Origin of the sequence: Agromyces sp. CCNWLW203, assembly GCF_036576125.1 — a bacterium.
In the GTDB taxonomy this organism is placed as follows: domain Bacteria; phylum Actinomycetota; class Actinomycetes; order Actinomycetales; family Microbacteriaceae; genus Agromyces.
Window position 1 is genome coordinate 477,792 of the sequence record NZ_JAZHYX010000002.1, and the last position, 20,382, is coordinate 498,173.

Consider the following 20,382-nt stretch of genomic DNA (forward strand, 5'->3'; position numbering starts at 1 on the left):
GTGACGACGCAGACGCCCCGCATGGCGCCGACCGCGAGCCCGACCCTGGAAGGGGTCGCGGCGCTGGCCGGCGTCTCCAGCTCGACCGTGTCGCGCGTCATCAACGGGTCGCCTCAGGTGACCGAGAGCGCGGTGGCGCGCGTGAACGACGCGATCGCGCAGCTCGGGTACGTGCCCAATCGGGCCGCTCGCAGCCTCGTGCGCCGTCAGACGCAGAGCATCGCGATGATGATCCCCGAGCGCACCGCGGAGTTCTTCGCCGATCCGTACTTCGCCGAGGTGATCCAGGGCGCGGCGATGTACGCGTCGTCGACCGATTACTCGCTGACACTGCTGATCGAGTCGGAGCAGGATCCCGAGAAGACCCATCAGTTCCTGCGACGGGGCAACGTCGACGGCGCGCTGATCCTGTCGCACCACAGCGCGTCATCGGCGTACCTCGAGCTCTCCCGAACGCTCCCGGTCGTGTTCGGCGTGCGTCCGCCGGGCGAGTTCGACGTCGAGATCCACACGGTCGACGTCGACAACGTCGCGGCGGCGGCGCTCGCGACGCAGCACCTCATCGACCGGGGTCGCCGGCGCATCGCGACGATCACGGGCCCGCTCGCCACCTCGGCCGGTCGAGAGCGACTGCATGGTTGGCGCGACACCCTGGTCGCGGCCGGACTCGAGGCGATCGCCTCGGAGGAGGGCGACTACACGCCGAGCGGCGGAGCGGCGGCGGCCGAACGACTCCTCGCGGGCACGACCCCGTTCGATGCGATCTTCATCGCGTCGGCGCAGATGGCCTCAGGGGCGCTGCCGGTGCTGCAGGCGCACGGTCGGCACGTGCCGGGCGATGTTGCCATCGCGACCATCGACAACAACGTCTTCTCGACGAGCACCGCCCCGCAGCTGACCACCGTCGACCTGCACACCTCAGACAAGGGCGCGACGATGGTCGCGACGCTCGTGCGCCTCATCGAGGGCGCGCACATCGAGGGTGAGACGCTGATCCCGATCGATCTCATCGAGCGCGAGTCGACCTCCTCCTGACGCACCGTTCGGATTCGCCCTGAGCCAGGGCCGAGCGCCGGCGACACGGCGATTCAGTTCAGCGCGGGGCGCAGCGCGACCGCGTAGGCCTGGTAGCCGGCTGCGTTGGCATGGAACGAGTCGCTGGAGCGCAGCCAGTTCCAGTCGTTGATCCACGGCGCGGTGCTGCCGATGCCGTGCCCGGTGAACGGCGCCTCGACGTCGACGTACACGGCGCCGGCCTGCGCGGCAGCGGCCTCGATCGCGTCGTTCAGCGCGATGGTGCCGGTGTTGACCCGCGAGGCCCAGTGGTAGCGCGATGTCGGCGCGAACAGCAACGGGTATCCCGTGACGACGACCCGGGCGGCCGGCGCCTTCGCCCTGATCGAGGCGATGGCGCCGACCATGTTCTGAGCGAGTGCGCCGTTCTGCACCATCGTCTCGCCGGCGACGATGTGCGACTCGCACGAGCTGTTGACCAGCACGAAGCAGTTCTGCATCACGTTCGCGAATCCGACGTCGTTGCCGCCCCCTGTGAGCGTCACCCGCACGGCATTCGCCGGCAGTGCGGGCACCTGGATCGCGATCACATCGGCGGTGGTCGCACCGCGGCAGGCCGGCCGGGCCGCGAGGGCGAGGTTCGCATCGGCGTCGAGCAGCGCCGGATACCCCTTCGAGCTCGTGTAGCAACTCGTCTCGAGGTAGCTGCCGGCACCGAGACCGGCCGCGTAGGAGTCGCCGAGGGCCGCGTAGGCGAGCTGGGAGCTGCCGCCGCCTCCGTGGCCTCCGCCATTGCCCCCACCGCCGGGCTTGCCCTTCCCGGTGGTGGCGGCCAGGGCCGGCGAGGCGATCGACCCGAGTGCGACGATCGCGGTGATGGCCGCCGCGGCGAGGACGACGCGGTGTCGGGATGCTGCGATCACGGCAATGCCAGTGCAGCGAGGATCGCGTCGCGGTACGCGAGGTAGCCGGCGGCGTTCGGGTGCAGGAACGACAGCGGGTCGCTCGGGTCGGCGCCGAGCCAGGGGTCGACGCTGCCGACGCCGTGGCCGGCGAACAGCGGGGTCACATCGACGTACTCCGCATCGATCCCGGATGCCGCGACGCCCGCGACGCCCGCTCGGATCAGCCCGTTCATCACCGCGGTGAGCGCGTTCACGTCATCGGTCAACGGGCTGTACCCGGGCGCGAACGGGATGGCGTAGCCGGTCACCAGGATCTCCGCGCCCGGTGATCGGTCGGCGATCACGGCGACGAGTCCCGAGACGTCGGTGGCCAGCTTGCCCGAAGCGAGGTACGCCTGCGCGGCGCCGACGGCTGCGATGCACGCCTCGACCGGTGACGGCGGTGTGCACGCGACGAGGATGCCGGTCAGGTCGACCTCGTTCGCGCCGACCGTGAGGGTCACGAGCGTCGTGCCGCGGTTCACCTGCGAGAGCTGGCTCGCCGCGACATCCGCGATCGTGGCACCGCTGCAGGAGGCATTGCGCAGCAGGTTGGTGCGCGGCGCGGCGTCGAGGAGCGCCGGGTAGCCGCTCGGGCTTCGGAGGCAGGCGTCGATGTAGCCGCCGGCACCCTGGCCGGCCGCCACGGAGTCGCCGAGGGCGACGTACTTGGCGACGGCCGACGATGACGATGATGGGGGAGATGAGGGTGGCACGGCAGCTGCCGGGCCGGCGATCCCCGCAGGGATGGCCACGAGGGCGATGATGGCCGCGGCGGCGATGCCGGTGACGCGGCCCTTCCAAGCGGGAACGGCCGTCATGGCTGAACGCTAGACCGATCATGAGGAATCCACACGGTCCCCGAACAGGGGAGGGTCCCGCCGGCCCCTAGGCTGGCAGCATGACGGAACGACTTCGATGGGGAATCCTTGCGACCGGCGGCATCGCGCACCTCTTCACCAGCGACCTGAAGGTCAACGGCTTCACCGTGCAGGCGGTCGGGTCCCGCTCGCAGGGCAGCGCCGACGCCTTCGCGGCCGAGTTCGACATCCCGAACGCGCACGGCAGCTACGAGGCCCTCGTCGCCGACCCCGAGGTCGACGTGATCTACGTCTCCACGCCGCATCCGATGCACGCCGCAGGTGCCAGGCTCGCACTCGAGGCCGGTAAGCACGTGCTCGTCGAGAAGGCGTTCACGGTCAACGCCGCCGAGGCGCGAGCGATCGCGGACCTCGCGGCCTCAAAGGGCCTGCTCGTGCTCGAGGCGATGTGGACCAGATACCTGCCCCACATGGCGCGCATCCGCGAGATCATCGCCGAAGGCACGCTCGGCGACCTTCGCACCCTCATCGCCGACCACACGCAGTTGCTCTCCGACGACCCGGCCCACCGCATCAACGCGCTCGAGCTCGGCGGCGGGGCGCTCCTCGACCTCGGCATCTACCCCGTCTCCTTCGCGTGGGACCTCTTCGGAGCGCCGCAGAGCACTCATGCCTCGGCGACCTTCCGGCCGACGGGTGCCGACGCGCAGATCGCCGTGGTCTACGGGTACGAGGGCGGGCGCATGGCGGTCACGCATTCGGCGAGCGATGCGAAGGGGGCGAACCTGGCCGTCGTGCTCGGCACCGAGGCCCGCATCGAGATCGACCACGTCTGGTACACGCCGACGACCTTCAGGGTCATCGCCGCCGACGGAACCGTGCTCGAGGAGTACCGATCCGAGGTCACGGGCCGCGGCATGCACTTCCAGGCCGAGGCGGTCGAGCGTCTCGTCGCGGCGGGCAACCTCACCGGCGACCTGCTTCCGATCGACGAGACCGTCGCGATCATGGCGTCGCTCGACGAGATCCGCCGGCAGATCGGGCTCGCCTACCCGGGCGAATGACCCGTCGGTGAGCGTGATCAGCCGCATGATCAGGTTCTCTTGAGGATGGCTCGCGTAGGATTCCCGGGTGATCGACGAGACGGATGCCGCGGGGCGAGCCCCCGACGAGGGGGAGACCCCCGGCGCCGGTGACCCCTCCTCGGGTGACTCCGTGAACTCCGGTGACTCCGCGAAGACCGGCGTGCTCACCTCGATCGCGGCCTTCGCGCGGAAGCACCGACTGCCCCTCGTGATCGCAGGCGGCGTCGTCGCCTTCGGCCTGATCGGCGCCGGCGCGGTCGCGGCCGGCGTCGCGAGCAACGGCGGCGCAGCGGCATCCGTTGCGGCCGTGACGACCCCGACGCCCACGCCCACCGTCGATCCGGCACGGCCCGTGCCGGCGACGATCGCGGCGGCGGCCCGCCTGCGCACCTGCTCGGTCGCCGACCGCGCAGCCGACGGGCGTCTCGCGAACATGCAGGCGCACGTGATGAACGCCGCGACCGGCGAGGTGCTCTACGACCGCGGCGGCACGACGCCCTCGCGCACGGCGAGCGTCATGAAGGTGCTGACCTCCGCCGCTGCGCTCTCGGTGCTCGGGCCCGACTATCGCACCCCGACGACCGTCGTGAAGGGCTCGGAGCCCGGCTCGGTCGTGCTCGTCGGCGGCGGCGACGTCACGCTCTCCCGAACGCCGAGCGGCACGGAGACCGTCTACCCGGGCGCCGCCCACCTCGACGACCTCGCCGCCCAGGTCGAGGCCGCGTGGGCGGCTGACCCCGCGAACCCACCGCTCACGAAGCTCATCCTCGACGCGAGCTACTTCAGCGGCGACGAGTGGGAGCCGAGCTGGGCGCTCAAAGAACGCGACGACGGCTACATGTCGAACATCGCAGCGCTCATGGTCGACGGCGACCGCGACAACCCCGGCTCGAACACCTCGTGGCGCAGCGCCGACCCGGTGGGCCGCGCCGGCGACGCGTTCGCGAGCGAGCTCGGCGGCATCGGCGTGATCGAACGCGGCGTCGCTCCCGCCGGAGCCCAGCAGCTCGGCCAGGTGCAGTCGCCCACCGTCGCGCAGCTCGTCGACAAGGCGCTCGTCGTCTCCGACAACACCGCCGCTGAGATGCTCGCCCGCCTCGTCGCGATCGAGACCGGCGCCGGCAACAGCTTCGGCGCCATCAACGCCGGGGTGCTGCAGGGACTCGCCGCGTACGGCATCGACACCACCGGCATCATCGTCGTCGACGGCTCGGGCCTGTCCGACAACAACGCGGTGCCGCCGTCGTACCTGACCCAGCTGTTCGTGAAGATCAACGCCCGCGAGGGCAACCTCGGCGTGCTCATGGATGGACTGCCGGTCTCGGGCGAGCGGGGCTCGCTCGGGTACGACGACCGGTTCTCGGGCGACAACGCGGTCGCCGACGGCGCCGTCTCGGCCAAGACCGGATGGATCGACACGGGCTACACGCTCTCGGGTGTCGTGCGTGCGCAGGACGGCTCCACGCTGACCTTCGCGATCTACGCCCTCGGCGACGTCACCGACGAGGCGAAGCAGGCGATCGACACGCTGACGACGGGCTTCTACCTCTGCGGCGACAATCTCTCGAACTCCTGATCGCGCGCCAACTCCTGTTCGCGCGGTTCGCCGAACGCTGAACCGCGCACCGGCCCCTGCGCACCGCCCCCGATCACTGGAAGAATGGATGCATCGGCCGAGCCGTGCCGAGTGTGACGAGCGAAGGAGCGAGCCATGACCCGGGCCCTGTTCATCATCGACGTGCAGAACGACTTCACCGAGGGCGGAGCGCTCGGGGTCGACGGCGGGGCTGCCGTCGCCGCCGGCGTCACCCGCCTGCTGCAGCAGCATCGGGGCGACTACGAGCTCGTCGCGGCATCCCGTGACTGGCACTCGGGCGAGAACGACAACGGCGGCCACTTCGCCGTCGACGCCGAGCCCGACTTCGTCGGCACCTGGCCGGCGCACTGCGTCGAGGGCACACCAGGCGCCGAGTACCACCCCGACCTCGACACGTCGGAGGTCGACGTGCACATCCGCAAGGGGCAGGGCGTGCCCGCCTACTCGATCTTCGAGGGCACGGATGACGCGGGCGACACTGTGAGCGACGTGCTCGCCGCACGGGGCATCACCGACATCGACATCGTCGGCATCGCCACCGACCACTGCGTGCGCGCGAGCGCGCTCGACGCTGTGGAGCACGGCCAGCACGTACGGGTCTTCACCGACCTCATCGCGGGTGTCGGTGCCGAGTCGTCGGCGAACGCGCTCGCCGAGCTCGGACACGCCGGGGTCGTCATCGCCGAATCGACCGCGCTCGATGAGGCCGCATCGTGAGGCAGGCCGGTCCGTCGGCGACGCCGACCCTCTATGCGGAAGGCCCCGACGGTGTGCTGATCGGGTACCGCGTGCATGCGGTCGAGCCGGACGAGCCGGTCGACGAGGTGGATCCGGTCGACGGCGCCGGCGACGGCGCCCCCTCGCTGCCGCCTGTGCTGCTCGTGCACGGCTTCGCCTCCGATGCCGCGATCACCTGGGACGGCACCGGATGGGTGCGCGCGCTCGAGGAGGCAGGACGCTCGACGATCACGGTCGACCTGCGCGGCCACGGCGCGAGCGACAAGCCCGTCGACGCCGCCTCGTACGCGCCCGATCTGCTCGGCGGCGACCTCATGGCGGTGCTCGACTCCGCCGGCGCCGACACGGCCGATGTCGTCGGCTATTCGATGGGCAATCGCGTGGTCTCCGCGCTCGCGGCGAGCGCGCCCGAGCGGGTGCGCCGCGTCGTCGTCGGCGGCGCCGGACCGAATGAGCTCTTCGCCTCGTGGTCGATCGACGACGCCCGCGCGCTGCTGCTCCGCGATGAGGCGCCGAGCGACCCGGTCATCGAACAGGTGCTGCGCCCCGCGATCACGGCGGGCGCCGACCGCGAGGCGCTGCTGGCCGTCATCGAGGGCGTCTCGGGCGCGCCGCTGTCGATTCCGGGCGGCATCCCCGTGCTGTTCGTCGCGGGGGAGAACGATCCCGTGCCCGCCGGTGCGCAGGAGCTCGCCCGCGAGTGGGGCGCCGACTTCGTCTCGGTGCCCGGTCGCGACCACGTCTCGACGCTCACGTCGCGGGCGTTCAAGTCGGCGGCGATCGCCTTCCTCGGCGAGAACTGACCGCGGGCCGGGCGCCGAAGCACCGGGCCCGCGGTGACGCAGAACTCGTCAGATCGCCGCCTGCTTCGGCGCGAGCGGCGTCGGCTCCATCGGTTGGTCGTTCGCCGTCAGGTCGATGCCGTAGTCGCGTGCGTAGACGACGCGCGTCGCGATGTCGACCTCCGCGCCCGCCTGCGTGAGCTCGAAGACACGCCCGCCGCGCATGCGGTTGCGCTCCGCACCGGGCAGGCCGTAGGCGCCGAATCCCGTGCCGGGCGCGTAGCCGAGCAGCACGCCGTAGTAGTTGCCGACGTAGTCGTTGACGTGGTCGTGGCCGACGAAGACGCCCTTGACGTCGCCCCGCTCGAGGATCGCGTTGTACATGCCCGAGTTGAAGGGCCCGGGGCACTCGTCCTCGTTGCGCTCGCCGACGATGGCGTGACGGGTGCGTCCGCGCGCGGCATCCGCTTCGGTTCGGGTGTCGACGCCGCCCCACCACATGAAGCGGTGCTCCCAGAGCGCGATGTGGATGAACATCAGGCCCGGCACCTTGCGCTTGAACTTCTTCTCGAGGCGCTGCGACTCCTCGCGGTACCACGAGACCTGGTCCATGCGCAGCCAGTCCCACGCGGGGTACCCGGCGAAGTCCTGCCCGTCGATCGTGCCCGGAGCGTAGCGGCCGGAGTCGAGGAGCCAGAGGCTGAACGCCGTGTCGTTGCCGCGGCCCGCCGAGCGGATCGGGACGATCGTGTTGCCGGTGCCAGTGACGCCCGCGATGTTCTCGGCGTTCATGTTGAAGTCGTAGCTGCGGTAGAAGTCGAGCATCATCGCCTCGTCGACCCCCGACTGCGGCAGCGAGTCCTCGTCGTGGTTGCCATACGTGACGGCCCACGGGATGCCGCGGCTCTCCATCGGCCACACGACGTTGTTGATCGCCTGCTTGACGGCCAGGCGCGTCTCGCAGCCGCCCGTGATGACGTCGCCGTTGATGAGCACGAAGTCGGGAGCCTCGGCGTCGAGGGTCTTCTCGATGAGTTCGACGGTGCGGCGGTCGGTGAGCTCGTCGTCCTGCGTGTCGTTGAACTGCACGACCTTGAACGTGCCGTCGTCGCGGAAGCGCAGCTTCGGCGCCTTCGCGTGCGGACTGCCGGTGGCGCCGCGGTCGGCGTCGCCGGCTTCGGCGTTGGCGGCCGTCGGGAGTGCGGCGGCGCCGAGCACGCCGAGGCCTCCCGCGGTGAGGATGGTCCGGCGGCTGACGGGCGGCATGCCTGGCATCGATCGTTCTCCTGTTCGTCGGTGGCGGCGCGGCAGGGCGCCGCGGTCGACGTTAGGGATGGCGGATGACTGGCCGGGGGCCTGCAGGTGAACGGATGCCTCGAGCCGGCGCCATCAGATGCAGGCTGCACGGGAGCAGGGCTGCAGGGGCGTCACACGGCACGGCGGCCGAGCACAACTTCGGAACGTTCGCACGCCGCGCCGCGCTCGCGGGCCGCGGTCGCGGCGAGTCACCCGTCCGTTCCGAAGTTGTGCGGGTGCGAACTCGCCGACTGTGCCTCCACAGGCGGTGGGGTCGGCGATCGGCCCACCGCATCATCGCCGAGCGCCGCATGACGGTCGGCGCTCGCCATGCTCACGACATGTACACAGCCCGGAATGTCGCCTCGCAACGCGGTGGCGTCTGCACGTACGCGGAGCTGCTCGCCGACGGAGTCACGCGCAAGGACATCGCCGTCGCGCTCGATCGTCGCGAACTCGAGCGGGTGAGGAAGGGCGTCTACGTCGACCCACGGATCCCCGACCAGCTGAAGCGCGCGGTCCGCGTCGGCGGGAGGCTCGACTGCGTCTCCGCCGCGCCACTGCTCGGGCTGCGGGTACTCGAAGCACCGCGAGCGCTCCATGTCGAAGTGGATCGGCACGCATCGCTCTTGCGACCGCCCGACGAGAAACACTCGATGCCCGGGCGTGGGGCCGTACCCGGACCCCGAGTGCATTGGAGCGGTGGTTCGGCGGCGGCGACGCGCGGCGCTATCGTCTCGCTGGAGGACTGTCTCGTGCAGATGCTCGGGTGCCTTCCCTCGATCGATGCGCTCTGCGCGCTCGACTCCGCTCGAGAGCGCGTTGCGTGGCGCCCCGAACGGACGCAGTTGCTCGACGACACCGCATTCGAGCAACTTCTCGAGCGGCTGCCTGCCACGACACGCGCGATCGCGGTCCGATCCGATGCCGGGAGCCAATCGATCGCGGAGACCGTCGCGCGAGAGGGGCTCCGGGCTGCAGGGATCCAGGTCAGGACCCAAGTACCCTTGCCGGGCGGGTTCTTCGCCGATCTGCTCATCGGCGATCGGTTCGTGTTCGAAGCAGATGGCGAAGGGCCGCACACGGCCCCTGGCGCATTCGACCGAGATCGGGCGCGGGCCGGCTGGTTGAAGGCGATCGGCTACACGTACGTGTCGTTCAGCCACAGCCAGATCCTGCACGAGTGGGACATGGTGCTCGATGTGGTGAGGATGCTCATGCGGCGCGGCCTGCACGAATGGGGCTGAGCCCGGCGGACGTGCGGGGCCCACTGTCGCGAATGCCGTCGTGCCGCTGAGCTGCGGTGCTCCGCGGCATCCGCTCGGGTCGAAGCCATCTGCCGGGGGCGCCTGTCCTTGCGCACAACTTCGGAACCATCACGCGCCGCTCCGCGATTGCTGGCGCGTCCGCGGCGTGTTGCGCGACGATTCCGAAGTTGTGCACACCGGAAGGAGACGAGGACCCGATCGCGGCGGAGGCCGCGAGCGAGTCGCCCGCCTACAGAGTGTTGCCGAGCTTGAAGCCCTTCTCCTCGTCGCCCTCGCGGGTGTACGAGAAGCCGTCGGCGCCGATCGTGACCTCGAGTTCGGAATCGTCGGTGCGGGCGACGACCGGCTTGGGGTTGCCGTCGAGGTCGAGCACGAGTGATGCCTCGGTGTACCACGAGGGCACGACGGGGTTGCCCCACCAGTCGCGCCGCTGGTTGTCGTGCACGTCCCAGGTCACGACGGGGTTGTCGGGGTCGCCCGTGTAGTAGTCCTGCGTGTAGATCTCGACCCGGTGGCCGTCGGGGTCGCGCAGGTACAGGTAGAACGCGTTCGACACGCCGTGGCGTCCTGGGCCGCGCTCGATGGCGTCGGAACGACGGAGTGCACCGAGCTTGTCGCAGATCGCGAGGATGTTGTGCTTCTCGTGCGTCGCGAAGGCGACGTGGTGCATGCGAGGGCCGTCGCCACCGGTCATGGCGGTGTCGTGCACGGTGGGCTTGCGGCGCATCCAGGCGGCGTACACCGTGCCCTCGTCGTCCTGGATGTCTTCGGTCACGCGGAAGCCGAGGTCCTGCATGAACTTCACGGCGCGCGGCACGTCGGGGGTGACCTGGTTGAAGTGGTCGAGGCGCACGAGTTCGCCGGGGGTGTGCAGGTCGTACCGCCACGACAGCCGCTCGACATGCTCGGTCTGGTAGAAGAACTCGTACGGGAACCCGAGCGGGTCCTCGACGCGCACCGAGTCGCCGATGCCCTTCGTGAAGCCCTCTGAGCGACGCTCGACGCGACAGCCGAGTTCGCTGTAGAAGGCGACCGCGACGTCGAGCTCTTCGGGCGAGCGGACCCGGTACGAGAACGCGGCGACCGCGGCGACGTCGCCCTTGCGCAGCACGAGGTTGTGGTGGATGAACTCCTCCGTCGAGCGGAGGTAGATCGTCTCGTCGTCCTCCTCGGTGATGTGGAGTCCGAGCACGTCGACGTAGAACTCACGCGATGCCGCGAGATCGGTGACGACGAGTTCCATGTACGCGCAGCGCAGGATGTCGGGCGCCGCCGCCGTTGGCGTGGGGATCGGGTTGTCGGTGTGGATCGGGGCTTCTTGAGTGACGTAGAAGCCGGAGGAGGTCTTGACTCGGTCGTTGAGCGCAGACATTGGTTCGTCCTTCAGTTGTGGAGCGGTCGGTGGTGGCAGGTGGGGTCGGCGCTACTTCGCGCCGAAACGCGGCGAGTGCGCCTCGTTGAGCGTGATGTGCACGGCCTGCTGGTCGGTGTAGAAGTCGATCGAGCGGTAGCCGCCCTCGTGGCCGAGGCCCGACGCCTTGACGCCGCCGAACGGGGTGCGGAGATCGCGCACGTTGTTCGAGTTCAGCCACACCATGCCCGCCTCGACCGACTGGGCGAAGTTGTGCGCACGCTTCAGGTTGTTCGTCCAGATGTAGGCGGCGAGTCCGTAGCGCGTGTTGTTCGCGAGCTCGAGCGCCTCCTCGTCGGTGTCGAACGGCGTGATCGCGACGACGGGCCCGAAGATCTCCTCCTGGAAGATGCGGGCGTCGGGCGAGACATCCGCGAACACCGTGGGGGCGACGTAGTTGCCGGTGTCGAGGCCTTCGGGACGGCCGCCGCCGGCGACGAGCCGGCCTTCGGTCTTGCCGATCTCGACGTAGCTCATGACCTTCTCGTAGTGCTCGGGGTGCACGAGCGCCCCGACCTCGGTCTTCGGGTCGTGCGGGTCGCCGACGACGATGTTCTTCGCACGCTCGGCGTAGCGGGCGACGAAGTCGTCGTAGATCGAGCGTTCGACGAGCACGCGCGAGCCGGCCGTGCAGCGCTCGCCGTTCAGCGAGAACACGCCGAAGACGGTGGCGTCGAGCGCCGAGTCGAGGTCGGCGTCGGCGAAGACCACGGCGGGCGACTTGCCGCCGAGCTCCATCGAGAGGCCCTTCAGGAAGGGCGCCGCGTTGCCGAAGATGATCTGCCCGGTGCGGCTTTCGCCCGTGAACGAGATGAGCGGCACATCCGGATGCTTCACCAGCGCGTCGCCCGCTTCTTCACCGAGTCCGTTGACGAGGTTGAAGACGCCGTCGGGCACGCCCGCCTCGCGGAAGATCTCGGCCCAGAGCGACGCCGACAGTGGGGTGAACTCGGCGGGCTTCAGCACGACGGTGTTGCCGGTGGCGAGCGCCGGGGCGAGCTTCCACGACTCGAGCATGAACGGCGTGTTCCACGGCGTGATGAGACCGGCGACGCCGATCGGCTTGCGGTTCACGTAGTTCACCTGGCGACCGGGCACCTTGTAGGTGTCGTCGCGCTGGGCGACGATGAGGTCGGCGAAGAAGCGGAAGTTCTCGGCGGCGCGCTGCGCCTGTCCGAGCGCCTGCGTGATCGGCAGCCCGGTGTCGAAGGTCTCGAGCTCGGCGAGACGGGCGTCGCGGGCCTCGACGAGGTCGGCGATCCGGTGCAGCACGCGCGAGCGCTGGCGGGGGAGCATGCGAGGCCAAGGGCCCTCCTCGAACGCGCGCTTCGCTGCGGCGACGGCGAGGTCGATGTCGGCCTGCTGGCCGGCCGCCGCCTGCACGTACGTCTCGTTCGAGACGGGGTCGAGCACGTCGAACGTCTCGCCGCCGACCGAGTCGACGAACTCGCCGTCGATGAAGTGGCGGATGCGGTCGGGCAGGCCCTCGGGGATGTAGTGCGTCATGTCATGCGGCTTTCGTTGTCGGGAGGCAGCGGTCAGGTTGCGGGGCGCGGATGCCGCGACTGGGCGGCGAGCACGGCGTCGAGCGTCGCGGTGCGGTGGCGCCGCGCGGCGAGCTCGATCTCGAGGTCGTCGGCGCCCGCTTCGATGAGCGCGAGGATGCGCTCGTGCTCATCGACGGACTCATGGGCGCGGCCCGGCGCGAAGCTGAACGAGGAGTCGCGCAGCACCTTCATGCGGTTCCACCCGCGATGCACGAGGTCGAGGATGTGCGGGTTCGGGCACCCCTCGAAGAGCACGGCGTGGAACTCGAGGTTCAGCTCGGTGAAGCGCGTCGGTTCGAAGTCGTCGAGAGTTCGGCGCATCCGCTCGTTGATCTCGCGCGCTCGCGCGATGTCGTCGGGCGAGACGAACGGCGCCGAGAGCGCCGTGGCCGCGCCTTCGACGAGCGCGAGCGTCTGCATCGTGTGCAGGTACTCGGTCTCCTTGATGAGGGCGACCTGGGCACCGACGTTGCGCTCGAACGTCACGAGACCCTCGGCCTCGAGCAGGCGGATCGCCTCGCGCACCGGCACGACCGAGACGTTGAGCTCGCGCGCGATCGCCCCGAGCACGAGCCGGTAGCCGGGCACGTAACGTCCGTCGTCGATGCGCGTGCGGATGAAGCGGTACGCCTGCTGCGACTTGCTCTCGGTGGCGCGGATCGTCTCGGTGCTCATCACGCCTCCTGCGCGGCGCGGTAGCGGGCGAGCCATTCGGCGTTCATGGGGAAGAGCCCGTCGACGGATGCCCCGGCCGCGACCTGCTCGGCCACGTACGCGTCCTGCCGTTCCTGTTCGAGTGCTTCGGCGAGCACCTCGAGGGCGAGCTGCGGAGGGATCACGATGACGCCGTCGCCGTCGCCCACGATGACGTCGCCGGGCTGCACGGCGGCGCCGCCGCACGCGATCGTGACGTCGACCTCCCACGGCACGTGGCGTCGGCCGAGCACCGAAGGGTGCGCGCCCTGCGAGAAGACGGGGATCTCGAACCCGGACACGGCGTCGAAGTCGCGGACGCCGCCGTCGGTGACGATGCCCGCCGCGCCGCGCACCTGGGCGCGAAGGGCCAGCACGTCGCCGACGGTGCCGGTGCCGCGCTCGCCGCGGGCCTCGACGACGAGCACCTCGCCGGGAGCGACGGTGTCGAAGGCGAGCTTCTGGGCGTTGAAGCCGCCGCCGTGGCTCTGGAAGAGGTCGGGCCGGAACGGGATGAACCGGAGCGTCTTCGCACGGCCGACGATGCGGTCGCCCGGGTGGTTGGCGGCGACGCCCTCGATGAAGATGTCGTGGTAGCCGCGCTTGCGGAGGGCGACCGAGAGGGTCGCGACGGCGACGCGCCCGAAGTCGGCGCGCAGCTCGTCGGTGAGTTGGAAGGCGGGAGCGGTGCCGGCGGCGGGAGCCGCGGCATCCGCCGCGCTGGACGACGGAGGAGCCGGCTGCGGTGCCGATGCGCGCCCGGCGGCGACCGCAGCAGCGAGTTCGTCGTCGCCGCCCCAGGCCTCGACGCGCTGCAGTTCGTCGGTCGCGGGCTTCGTGCCGAAGTCGCCGAACTCGGCCTCGCCCTGCGTGATGGTCGTGACGAGTCGTCCGGTGCTCGGAGCACCCGGGGCGCCCGGGGCATCGACCTCGACTTCGACGACGTCGCCGGGCAGCACGACGGAGGAGCCGGCGGGCGTGCCGGTGAGGATCACATCGCCGGTCTCGAGGGTCATGAGCTGCGAGAGGTCGGCGACGAGCCGGCCGAACGGGAAGAGCAGGGTGTCGGAGGTGTCCTCTTGCACGAGTTGCCCGTTCACCCACGTGCGCACGCGCCAGTCGCCTTCACCGAGGCCCGCGGCCGGGATCGCGACGGGCCCGATCGGGGTGAAGCCGTCGCCGCCCTTCGAGCGGACGTTCGAGCCCTTGTCGGCGGCGCGCAGGTCGTAGAGGCCGAAGTCGTTGGCCGCGGTGACGGATGCCACGTGCTGCCAGCCGTCGTCGGGGGAGACGCGGCGGGCGGGCTCGCCGATGACGATCGCGATCTCGCCCTCGAACGCGAGCAGCTCGGTGCCGGCGGGGCGCTCGAGCGTCGCGCCGGTCGGTGCGAGCGAGGAGGCCGGCTTCAGGAAGTAGCTCGGCTGCGCGGGCGTGCGACCGCGCTGCGCGGCCCTCGACGGGTAGTTGAGGTGCACGGCGATGATCTTGCCGGGGGTGGCGATGCCGAAGTCCATGGACATCCTCGTCTCTTGATATCTCAAATGATATACGATCTGAACGGGTCTGTCGAGCAGTGTCGGGAACCGGCTCGTCAGTAACTCGGGCGGGAGGTCGCCGGTGCGCCGGGGCCGTCGGGCGTCGAGGCATCCGTCGATTCGGAGGGATCCGTCGATTCGGCCGCAGGAGGACCAGCTGGGATGAACCGCTCGGCGAACGCCTCCGAGGCGCGGGCGACGATCGCGACATCCGCTCCGACGGACACGAAGGCTGCGCCGGCGGCGAGGTAGCGATCGGCGTCGGCGGGTGCGAAGGCGTTGACGCCGACGGGCTTGCCGGCTTCGGCGCCGGCGCGGATCGAGCGCATCACTCCCTCGACGACGTCGGGGTGCGACTGCTGGCCGATCAGCCCCATCGAGGCGGCGAGATCGGCGGGGCCGACGAAGAGCGCGTCGACGCCGTCGACGGCGGCGATCTCCTCGACCGCCTCGACGGCGGCGGCGGACTCGATCTGCACGGTGAGGCTGATCGTCGACAAGGCGTCGTGCAGGTACCGGTCGACCCGGTTCCAGCGCGAGGAGCGGGCGAGGGCGGCGCCGACGCCGCGCACGCCGTCGGAGGGGTAGCGCACTGCCCGCGCGAGTTCGGCGGCCTGCGCGGCCGAGTCGACCATCGGCACGAGCAGGTTCTGCACGCCGAGATCGAGGTACTGCTTGATGAGCACGGTGTCGCCGATCGGGGGGCGCACGAGGGGCGCGACCGGGTAGGCCGACACCGCGTAGAGCTGCGCGAGGATCGACTCGAGTCCGTTGGGGGAGTGCTCGGCGTCGATGAGCACCCAGTCGAGGCCGCTGCCCGCGGCGAGCTCGGCCATGATCGGGCTGCCCGAGCAGACCCACATGCCGACGAGTGGGCGGTCGGAGGCCGCGATGCGGGCCGTGAGCGTCTCGGGGAGGTTCATTCGAATCGGCATGTCACGGCTCCCAGCTGTCCGTAGTCGGCGTGGACGGTGTCGCCGCGCTCGACCCACATGGGCCGGGTGAACGATCCGGCCAGGATGATCTCGCCGGCGCCCAGCGACTGCCCGTGCTGGGCGAGCTTGTTCGCGAGCCAGGCGACGCCCATGGCGGGGTGGCCGAGCACCGCGGCGGCGACGCCGGATTCCTCGATGGTCTGGTTGCGGTAGAGCAGCGCCGAGACCCAGCGCAGGTCGACCTCGTCGACCTTCACGGGCCGCCCGCCGACCACCATCGCGCCCATCGCGGCGTTGTCGGAGATGGTGTCGACGATCGTGCGCCCCTCGAGCTCGATGTGCGAGTTCAGGATCTCGAGCGCCGGCACGACGTAGGCCGTGGCGTCGAGCACGTCGAAGATCGTGACATCCGGGCCCTGGAGGGGTTTTGCGAGCACGAAGGCGAGCTCGACCTCGATGCGCACGTTCGAGAAGCGGTCGAAGTCGACGGATGCCCCGGACTCGACGACCATGTCGTCGAAGATGACGCCGTAGTCGGGCTCGGTGATGCCGGTGGCGACCTGCATGACCTTGGAGGTGAGTCCGATCTTTCGGCCTACGACGCGGTGGCCTGCGGCGGCGCGGCGCTCGGCCCAGAGCTGCTGCACCGCGTACGAGTCCTCGACGGTCATTCCGGGGTGCCGGGCGGTGAGCCGCGGCACGGTGGAGCCGTCACGATCGGCGACGAGGAGCTCGTCGGCGATCGCCTCGATGGTGGACTGATCTAGCACGCGGGCTCCACTTCGTCGTCAGGGCATTGGCTTGATCGTATACGATCACGCGCGGTCGCAGCGAGCCCGATCCGAACCCCGCGACACCCATGTCACTTTTCGTATTTCAAATCGTATACCATGTCGGGATAGCTCGTCTCGGGCTCGACGACGAGTTGCCCATGACCGCGGACACGACAGAGGAGTCGCCCCCGCATGACCACCACGACATCCGCCCCCGCCCCGGCGCAGAGCGACGCGAGACGACGGGAACTCCGCCGCGTCGCCTTCGCCACCGTGATCGGCACCACCATCGAGTGGTACGACTTCTTCCTGTACGCGAGCGCGGCCGGCCTCGTGTTCCAGGTGCTGTTCTTCGCCCCCGCCGGCCCCGAGTTCGCGACGATCCTGTCGTTCGCGACGATCGGCGTGAGCTTCCTGTTCCGCCCGCTCGGCGCCTTCCTCGCCGGCCACTTCGGCGACAGGATCGGCCGGAAGGCCATGCTCGTCGTCACCCTCGTGCTCATGGGCGCGGCGACGACGCTCATCGGCGTGCTGCCCACCTACGAGCAGGTCGGCATCCTCGCGCCGCTCCTGCTCGTGCTCCTGCGCATCCTGCAGGGCCTCTCGACCGGCGGCGAATGGGGCGGCGCCGTGCTCATGGCGGTCGAGCACGCACCCGACGGCAAACGCGGCCGCTACGGCGCGTTCCCGCAGATCGGCGTGCCGATCGGGCTCCTGCTCGCCTCGGGCGTGCTCGCCCTCATGACGGGCGTCATCTCGCCCGGCGACGCCTTCCTCGAGTGGGGCTGGCGCATCCCGTTCCTCCTCAGCTTCGTGCTGATCATCGTCGGCATGATCGTGCGCCGCTCGGTCGACGAGAGCCCGGTCTTCACCGAGATCGCCGCCCGCAAGGAGCAGACGAAGACGCCCATCAAGCAGCTCTTCAAGCGGCACTGGCTGCTCGTGGTCCTCGCTGCGCTGACCTTCGCCGGCAACAACGCGGCGGGCTACATGACGACCGGCGGCTACATCCAGAACTACGCGACCACGCCGGTCGCCGACGGCGGCCACGTCGGCATGGAGCGCACGCCCGTGCTGCTCGCGGTCGCGGCATCCGCGGTCGTGTGGCTGATCGTCACCTGGATCGCCGGCTCCGTCTCCGATCGCATCGGTCGCCGCAACACCTACATCATCGGCTGGATCGCCTTCCTCGCGACCGTGTTCCTGCTGTTCCCGCTCGTGAACACCGGCAACGTCTGGCTGCTCTTCGCAGGGCTCGCGCTCTTCACGATCGGCAACGGCTTCACTTATGGGCAGCAGGCCGCGTACTTCACCGAGCTGTTCCCCGCGTCGATCCGTTACTCGGGTGTCTCGATCACGTACGCGCTCGGCGCGATCCTCGGCGGCGCGTTCGCCCCGATGATCTCGGCGTGGCTCGTGCAGGCGACCGGCACCGCGACCTCGGTCGCGTTCTACATCGCGGGCATCATGGTCGTCGCGTTCATCGCGACCCTGCTCCTGAAAGACCGCACGGGCATTCCGCTCGGCCCCGACCACGAGGCCGAGCAGTCGGCGAGCGCGATCTACGGCGTGAAGTAGCACAGCAGCATCACGGATGCCTCGGCGGGAACGTTCCCGCCGAGGCATCCGTCGTTCGCGGCGCCGGGCCGTCAGCGCGAGTTCACCCGGATGATCTCCTCCTGGTACGGCGCGACGACCGTGCCCGAGATGCGGCAGTCGAGCAGCAGGAAGCGGCGATCCGCCAACGGCGTCGTCGCCCAATCAGCGAGTCGGTCGAGGTCGGCGAGCCGACGCACGATCACGCCTTCGGCGCCGAACGCGGCGGCCGCAGCTGCGAAGTCGACCTCCGGGATCAGCATCGGTGCTTCGGCGAGGCCCTTGAGGCCGTAGAGGTTCACCTCGGCGCCGTATGCGGCGTCGTTCCAGACGACCGCGATGCCGCGGCCTCCTGCGGTGCGGACGGCCGTCTCGAGGTCGGCGATCGCCATGAGGCCGCCGCCGTCTCCGGTGGTCAGCACGACGGTGGCGTCGGGCTTGGCCGTCGCGGCGCCCGCGACGCTCGGGAACCCCTGCCCGATCGACTGGAACGCCGTACCGACCATCATCATGCGGTCGGGCGACGCCACGGGCCAGTACATGTTCGCCCAGCCGATGAAGTGCCCGCCGTCGGAGACGACGACGCGGTCCTCTGGCAGCAGCTCGGCGATGCGGCGAGCGGTGCTGCGCGGGTCGAGACGGCCGTCGGCGGCGAGCTCGTCGCCCGGCGCGTACGCCCGCAGGGCCGCTGCGTCGATCGAATCGCGCCAGCCGGAGGGCTCCGCGCCGAGCGACTCGAGCTCGTCGACGATCGCGCGGGCCACGACGGCCGCATCGCCCCGCACGTAGCCGCCCACGTTCGGGTGCGTCGCCGAGGGGGCGACGTCGACCTGGAACACACGGGTGCCCGGCGCGAACAGCTCGCCGAAGCGCATCGTGAACTGGTTGAGCGAGGCGCCGAACACGACCGCGACGTCGGCCTCGCGCACGAGCTCCATCGCGCCCTCGGCGCCGAACCCGCCCGTGACGCCGAGATCGTGCCTCGCGTCGGGGAACACGCCGCGGCCGAGCGCCGACGAGGCGGTCACGGCGCCCGTGGCGGCGGCGAGCTCGCCGAGCACCTCGCCGGCGCCGGCGAGCCAGGCACCGCGGCCGGCCAGGAGGAACGGACGGCTCGCACCGGCCAGCGCGAGTGCGATCTCGGCGATCTGACGGTGCGCGAACTCACCGGTCGGCACGAGCGGAGCCGGGAGCCGCGGGCTCGTCGCCTCGTGCAGCGGGCCGGCCTCGGCTGCGGCGACGTCGTAGGGGATCGCGAGCACGACCGGCATCCGGTACGCCAGCGCGTGCTCGATCGCGATGATCGTCGTCGCCTGCGCGTCGGTGCGGCCGACCGTGTACGTTCGGGCGCCGACGGCCGAGGCCAGCGCAATCTGATCGACGTCCCAGGGGCGACGGCCGGAGGTCGGCTCGTCGCCCACCACGAGCACGAGGGGCACCCGGGCCTGCGCCGCCTCGGCGAGTGAAGTGAGCGTGTTCGTGAACCCGGCGCCGTAGGTCGAGGTCGCCGCGGCGATACGGTTCGAGGCGCGATAGTGGGCGTCGGCGGCCACGACGCCGCCCGCCTCGTGGCGAACGGCGGTGAACGAGGCATCCGTGGCGCGTTCGATCGCGTCGAGGAAGTAGGCGTTGCCGTTTCCCATGACGCCGAAGACGTGGTCGACGTGGGCGGAGAGGGCGTGCGCGACGTGCGCGGAGACCGAAGACATGGCGGTGTCCATTCGAGACGATGACGGATGCGGATTCCGTATGTGTCTCGCGCGGCGGCGGGACCCGCGACCGGCTTCGTGCCCTTTTTTCGAGCACCGGCGCAGCAGAGCGCCTGGACGAGACGAGTGTACCCGAGCGGCTGAGGCATCCGCGCACGGCATGATGGTGCCATGAAGACCACCCAGCTGCGCCAGTATGTGATCATCGACGGACTCTACGAGGAGTTCGTCGCCTGGTGGCAGGAGACCATGCCCGTGCTCCGGCCCGCGATGGGATTCATCGTCGAGTTCGCCTACGGCTCGCCCGAGTCGAACGAGTTCACCTGGGCCGTGAGCGTGCCGGGCGACGTCGCCGAATTCGAGCGAGTGGATGCCGCGTACAAGGTGTCGCCCGAACGCGCGGCGGTGTTCGACGGGCTGCCCGACCGCGTCGCGTCGATGCGGCTCTCGTTCGTCGAGACGTACTGAGCGTCTCGCCGAGCGTCTCGCCGAGACCGGCACGACGTACCGCGCGTCTCGTCGACCCAGGCCCGCTCGACACCGTGTACAGCGCACCCGCAGCGAGACATCCGTAGAATCGACTCAATCCCCGGAAGAGAATGCGGCCGATGCTGCCCACCGGCAGGCTCGCCCGCGAG

General features: G+C 70.3%; 19 protein-coding genes. 8 read left to right on the forward strand and 11 right to left on the reverse strand.

The window, feature by feature from the left end:
• Complete coding sequence (locus VPH61_RS07850) at positions 1 to 1,035, forward strand: LacI family DNA-binding transcriptional regulator (protein ID WP_332062943.1); 1,035 nt, start codon at positions 1 to 3, stop codon at positions 1,033 to 1,035.
• Positions 1,036 to 1,088: 53 nt separating this feature from the next.
• On the opposite strand, the gene VPH61_RS07855 is transcribed toward VPH61_RS07850, so the two are convergent.
• Complete coding sequence (locus VPH61_RS07855; protein ID WP_332062944.1) at positions 1,089 to 1,937, reverse strand: SGNH/GDSL hydrolase family protein; 849 nt, start codon at positions 1,935 to 1,937, stop codon at positions 1,089 to 1,091.
• Positions 1,934 to 2,779 carry an SGNH/GDSL hydrolase family protein gene (locus tag VPH61_RS07860; protein ID WP_332062945.1) on the reverse strand — a complete coding sequence of 282 codons (846 nt, stop codon included), beginning with the start codon at positions 2,777 to 2,779 and terminating at the stop codon, positions 1,934 to 1,936. Before VPH61_RS07860 ends, VPH61_RS07855 begins: the two co-directional genes overlap by 4 nt.
• Positions 2,780 to 2,859: 80 nt before the next feature.
• Here VPH61_RS07860 and VPH61_RS07865 point away from each other — a divergent pair, with 80 nt between their 5' ends.
• From VPH61_RS07865 to VPH61_RS07880, 4 genes are all read left to right on the forward strand, one after another.
• Positions 2,860 to 3,843: a Gfo/Idh/MocA family protein gene (locus tag VPH61_RS07865; RefSeq protein WP_332062946.1), complete on the forward strand. Its 984-nt coding sequence runs from the start codon at positions 2,860 to 2,862 to the stop codon at positions 3,841 to 3,843.
• A 67-nt stretch (positions 3,844 to 3,910) separates the two neighbouring features.
• Positions 3,911 to 5,440: a D-alanyl-D-alanine carboxypeptidase/D-alanyl-D-alanine-endopeptidase gene (locus tag VPH61_RS07870; RefSeq protein ID WP_332062947.1), complete on the forward strand. Its 1,530-nt coding sequence runs from the start codon at positions 3,911 to 3,913 to the stop codon at positions 5,438 to 5,440.
• A gap of 135 nt (positions 5,441 to 5,575) precedes the next feature.
• On the forward strand, positions 5,576 to 6,178 hold the full coding sequence (locus VPH61_RS07875) for an isochorismatase family protein (RefSeq protein WP_332062948.1): 603 nt from the start codon (positions 5,576 to 5,578) through the stop codon (positions 6,176 to 6,178).
• Positions 6,175 to 7,002 (forward strand): alpha/beta fold hydrolase, encoded by an 828-nt coding sequence (locus VPH61_RS07880; protein WP_332062949.1) that lies wholly within the window; start codon positions 6,175 to 6,177, stop codon positions 7,000 to 7,002. The genes VPH61_RS07875 and VPH61_RS07880 overlap by 4 nt, the downstream gene beginning before the upstream one ends.
• A gap of 48 nt (positions 7,003 to 7,050) precedes the next feature.
• On the opposite strand, the gene VPH61_RS07885 is transcribed toward VPH61_RS07880, so the two are convergent.
• Both VPH61_RS07885 and VPH61_RS07890 read right to left on the reverse strand, forming a co-directional pair.
• Positions 7,051 to 8,256 (reverse strand): metallophosphoesterase family protein, encoded by a 1,206-nt coding sequence (locus tag VPH61_RS07885; protein WP_332062950.1) that lies wholly within the window; start codon positions 8,254 to 8,256, stop codon positions 7,051 to 7,053.
• Positions 8,257 to 8,486: 230 nt separating this feature from the next.
• Entirely contained in the window at positions 8,487 to 8,897 is a 411-nt protein-coding gene (locus VPH61_RS07890) for a hypothetical protein (RefSeq protein WP_332062951.1), read from the reverse strand.
• A gap of 228 nt (positions 8,898 to 9,125) precedes the next feature.
• Here VPH61_RS07890 and VPH61_RS07895 point away from each other — a divergent pair, with 228 nt between their 5' ends.
• Complete coding sequence (locus VPH61_RS07895; RefSeq protein WP_332062952.1) at positions 9,126 to 9,524, forward strand: endonuclease domain-containing protein; 399 nt, start codon at positions 9,126 to 9,128, stop codon at positions 9,522 to 9,524.
• Between the two features lie 250 nt (positions 9,525 to 9,774).
• Here VPH61_RS07895 and hpaD read toward each other — a convergent pair whose 3' ends face one another.
• From hpaD to hpaH, 6 genes are all read right to left on the reverse strand, one after another.
• Positions 9,775 to 10,917: a 3,4-dihydroxyphenylacetate 2,3-dioxygenase gene (gene hpaD / locus VPH61_RS07900; protein ID WP_332062953.1), complete on the reverse strand. Its 1,143-nt coding sequence runs from the start codon at positions 10,915 to 10,917 to the stop codon at positions 9,775 to 9,777.
• Positions 10,918 to 10,968: 51 nt separating this feature from the next.
• On the reverse strand, positions 10,969 to 12,462 hold the full coding sequence (gene hpaE / locus VPH61_RS07905; protein WP_332062954.1) for a 5-carboxymethyl-2-hydroxymuconate semialdehyde dehydrogenase: 1,494 nt from the start codon (positions 12,460 to 12,462) through the stop codon (positions 10,969 to 10,971).
• A 32-nt stretch (positions 12,463 to 12,494) separates the two neighbouring features.
• Positions 12,495 to 13,178 (reverse strand): GntR family transcriptional regulator, encoded by a 684-nt coding sequence (locus VPH61_RS07910; protein ID WP_332062955.1) that lies wholly within the window; start codon positions 13,176 to 13,178, stop codon positions 12,495 to 12,497.
• Entirely contained in the window at positions 13,178 to 14,710 is a 1,533-nt protein-coding gene (locus tag VPH61_RS07915) for a fumarylacetoacetate hydrolase family protein (RefSeq protein WP_332062956.1), read from the reverse strand. Before VPH61_RS07915 ends, VPH61_RS07910 begins: the two co-directional genes overlap by 1 nt.
• Before the next feature lie 77 nt (positions 14,711 to 14,787).
• Positions 14,788 to 15,666: an HpcH/HpaI aldolase family protein gene (locus VPH61_RS07920; RefSeq protein WP_332062957.1), complete on the reverse strand. Its 879-nt coding sequence runs from the start codon at positions 15,664 to 15,666 to the stop codon at positions 14,788 to 14,790.
• Positions 15,651 to 16,436: a 2-oxo-hept-4-ene-1,7-dioate hydratase gene (gene hpaH, locus VPH61_RS07925; RefSeq protein WP_332062958.1), complete on the reverse strand. Its 786-nt coding sequence runs from the start codon at positions 16,434 to 16,436 to the stop codon at positions 15,651 to 15,653. Before hpaH ends, VPH61_RS07920 begins: the two co-directional genes overlap by 16 nt.
• Before the next feature lie 195 nt (positions 16,437 to 16,631).
• Here hpaH and VPH61_RS07930 point away from each other — a divergent pair, with 195 nt between their 5' ends.
• Positions 16,632 to 18,017 (forward strand): MFS transporter, encoded by a 1,386-nt coding sequence (locus VPH61_RS07930; RefSeq protein WP_332062959.1) that lies wholly within the window; start codon positions 16,632 to 16,634, stop codon positions 18,015 to 18,017.
• 71 nt (positions 18,018 to 18,088) lie between these two features.
• On the opposite strand, the gene VPH61_RS07935 is transcribed toward VPH61_RS07930, so the two are convergent.
• Positions 18,089 to 19,744 carry a thiamine pyrophosphate-binding protein gene (locus VPH61_RS07935; RefSeq protein WP_332062960.1) on the reverse strand — a complete coding sequence of 552 codons (1,656 nt, stop codon included), beginning with the start codon at positions 19,742 to 19,744 and terminating at the stop codon, positions 18,089 to 18,091.
• A gap of 171 nt (positions 19,745 to 19,915) precedes the next feature.
• Here VPH61_RS07935 and VPH61_RS07940 point away from each other — a divergent pair, with 171 nt between their 5' ends.
• The gene (locus VPH61_RS07940; RefSeq protein WP_332062961.1) at positions 19,916 to 20,212 is read left to right on the forward strand and encodes a hypothetical protein; all 297 of its coding nucleotides are present in this window, start codon (positions 19,916 to 19,918) and stop codon (positions 20,210 to 20,212) included.
• The last annotated feature ends 170 nt before the right edge of the window (positions 20,213 to 20,382 follow it).

What these genes read in the sequence shown, in the direction of transcription:
- VPH61_RS07860 (WP_332062945.1), bottom strand. Translation starts at nt 2,779, where the DNA reads ATGACGGCCGTTCCCGCTTGGAAGGGCCGCGTCACCGGCATCGCCGCC.
- VPH61_RS07865 (WP_332062946.1), top strand. Translation starts at nt 2,860, where the DNA reads ATGACGGAACGACTTCGATGGGGAATCCTTGCGACCGGCGGCATCGCG.
- VPH61_RS07875 (WP_332062948.1), top strand. Translation starts at nt 5,576, where the DNA reads ATGACCCGGGCCCTGTTCATCATCGACGTGCAGAACGACTTCACCGAG.
- VPH61_RS07885 (WP_332062950.1), bottom strand. Translation starts at nt 8,256, where the DNA reads ATGCCAGGCATGCCGCCCGTCAGCCGCCGGACCATCCTCACCGCGGGA.
- hpaD (WP_332062953.1), bottom strand. Translation starts at nt 10,917, where the DNA reads ATGTCTGCGCTCAACGACCGAGTCAAGACCTCCTCCGGCTTCTACGTC.
- hpaE (WP_332062954.1), bottom strand. Translation starts at nt 12,462, where the DNA reads ATGACGCACTACATCCCCGAGGGCCTGCCCGACCGCATCCGCCACTTC.
- VPH61_RS07910 (WP_332062955.1), bottom strand. Translation starts at nt 13,178, where the DNA reads ATGAGCACCGAGACGATCCGCGCCACCGAGAGCAAGTCGCAGCAGGCG.
- VPH61_RS07915 (WP_332062956.1), bottom strand. Translation starts at nt 14,710, where the DNA reads ATGGACTTCGGCATCGCCACCCCCGGCAAGATCATCGCCGTGCACCTC.
- VPH61_RS07920 (WP_332062957.1), bottom strand. Translation starts at nt 15,666, where the DNA reads ATGCCGATTCGAATGAACCTCCCCGAGACGCTCACGGCCCGCATCGCG.
- VPH61_RS07930 (WP_332062959.1), top strand. Translation starts at nt 16,632, where the DNA reads ATGACCACCACGACATCCGCCCCCGCCCCGGCGCAGAGCGACGCGAGA.
- VPH61_RS07935 (WP_332062960.1), bottom strand. Translation starts at nt 19,744, where the DNA reads ATGTCTTCGGTCTCCGCGCACGTCGCGCACGCCCTCTCCGCCCACGTC.
- VPH61_RS07940 (WP_332062961.1), top strand. Translation starts at nt 19,916, where the DNA reads ATGAAGACCACCCAGCTGCGCCAGTATGTGATCATCGACGGACTCTAC.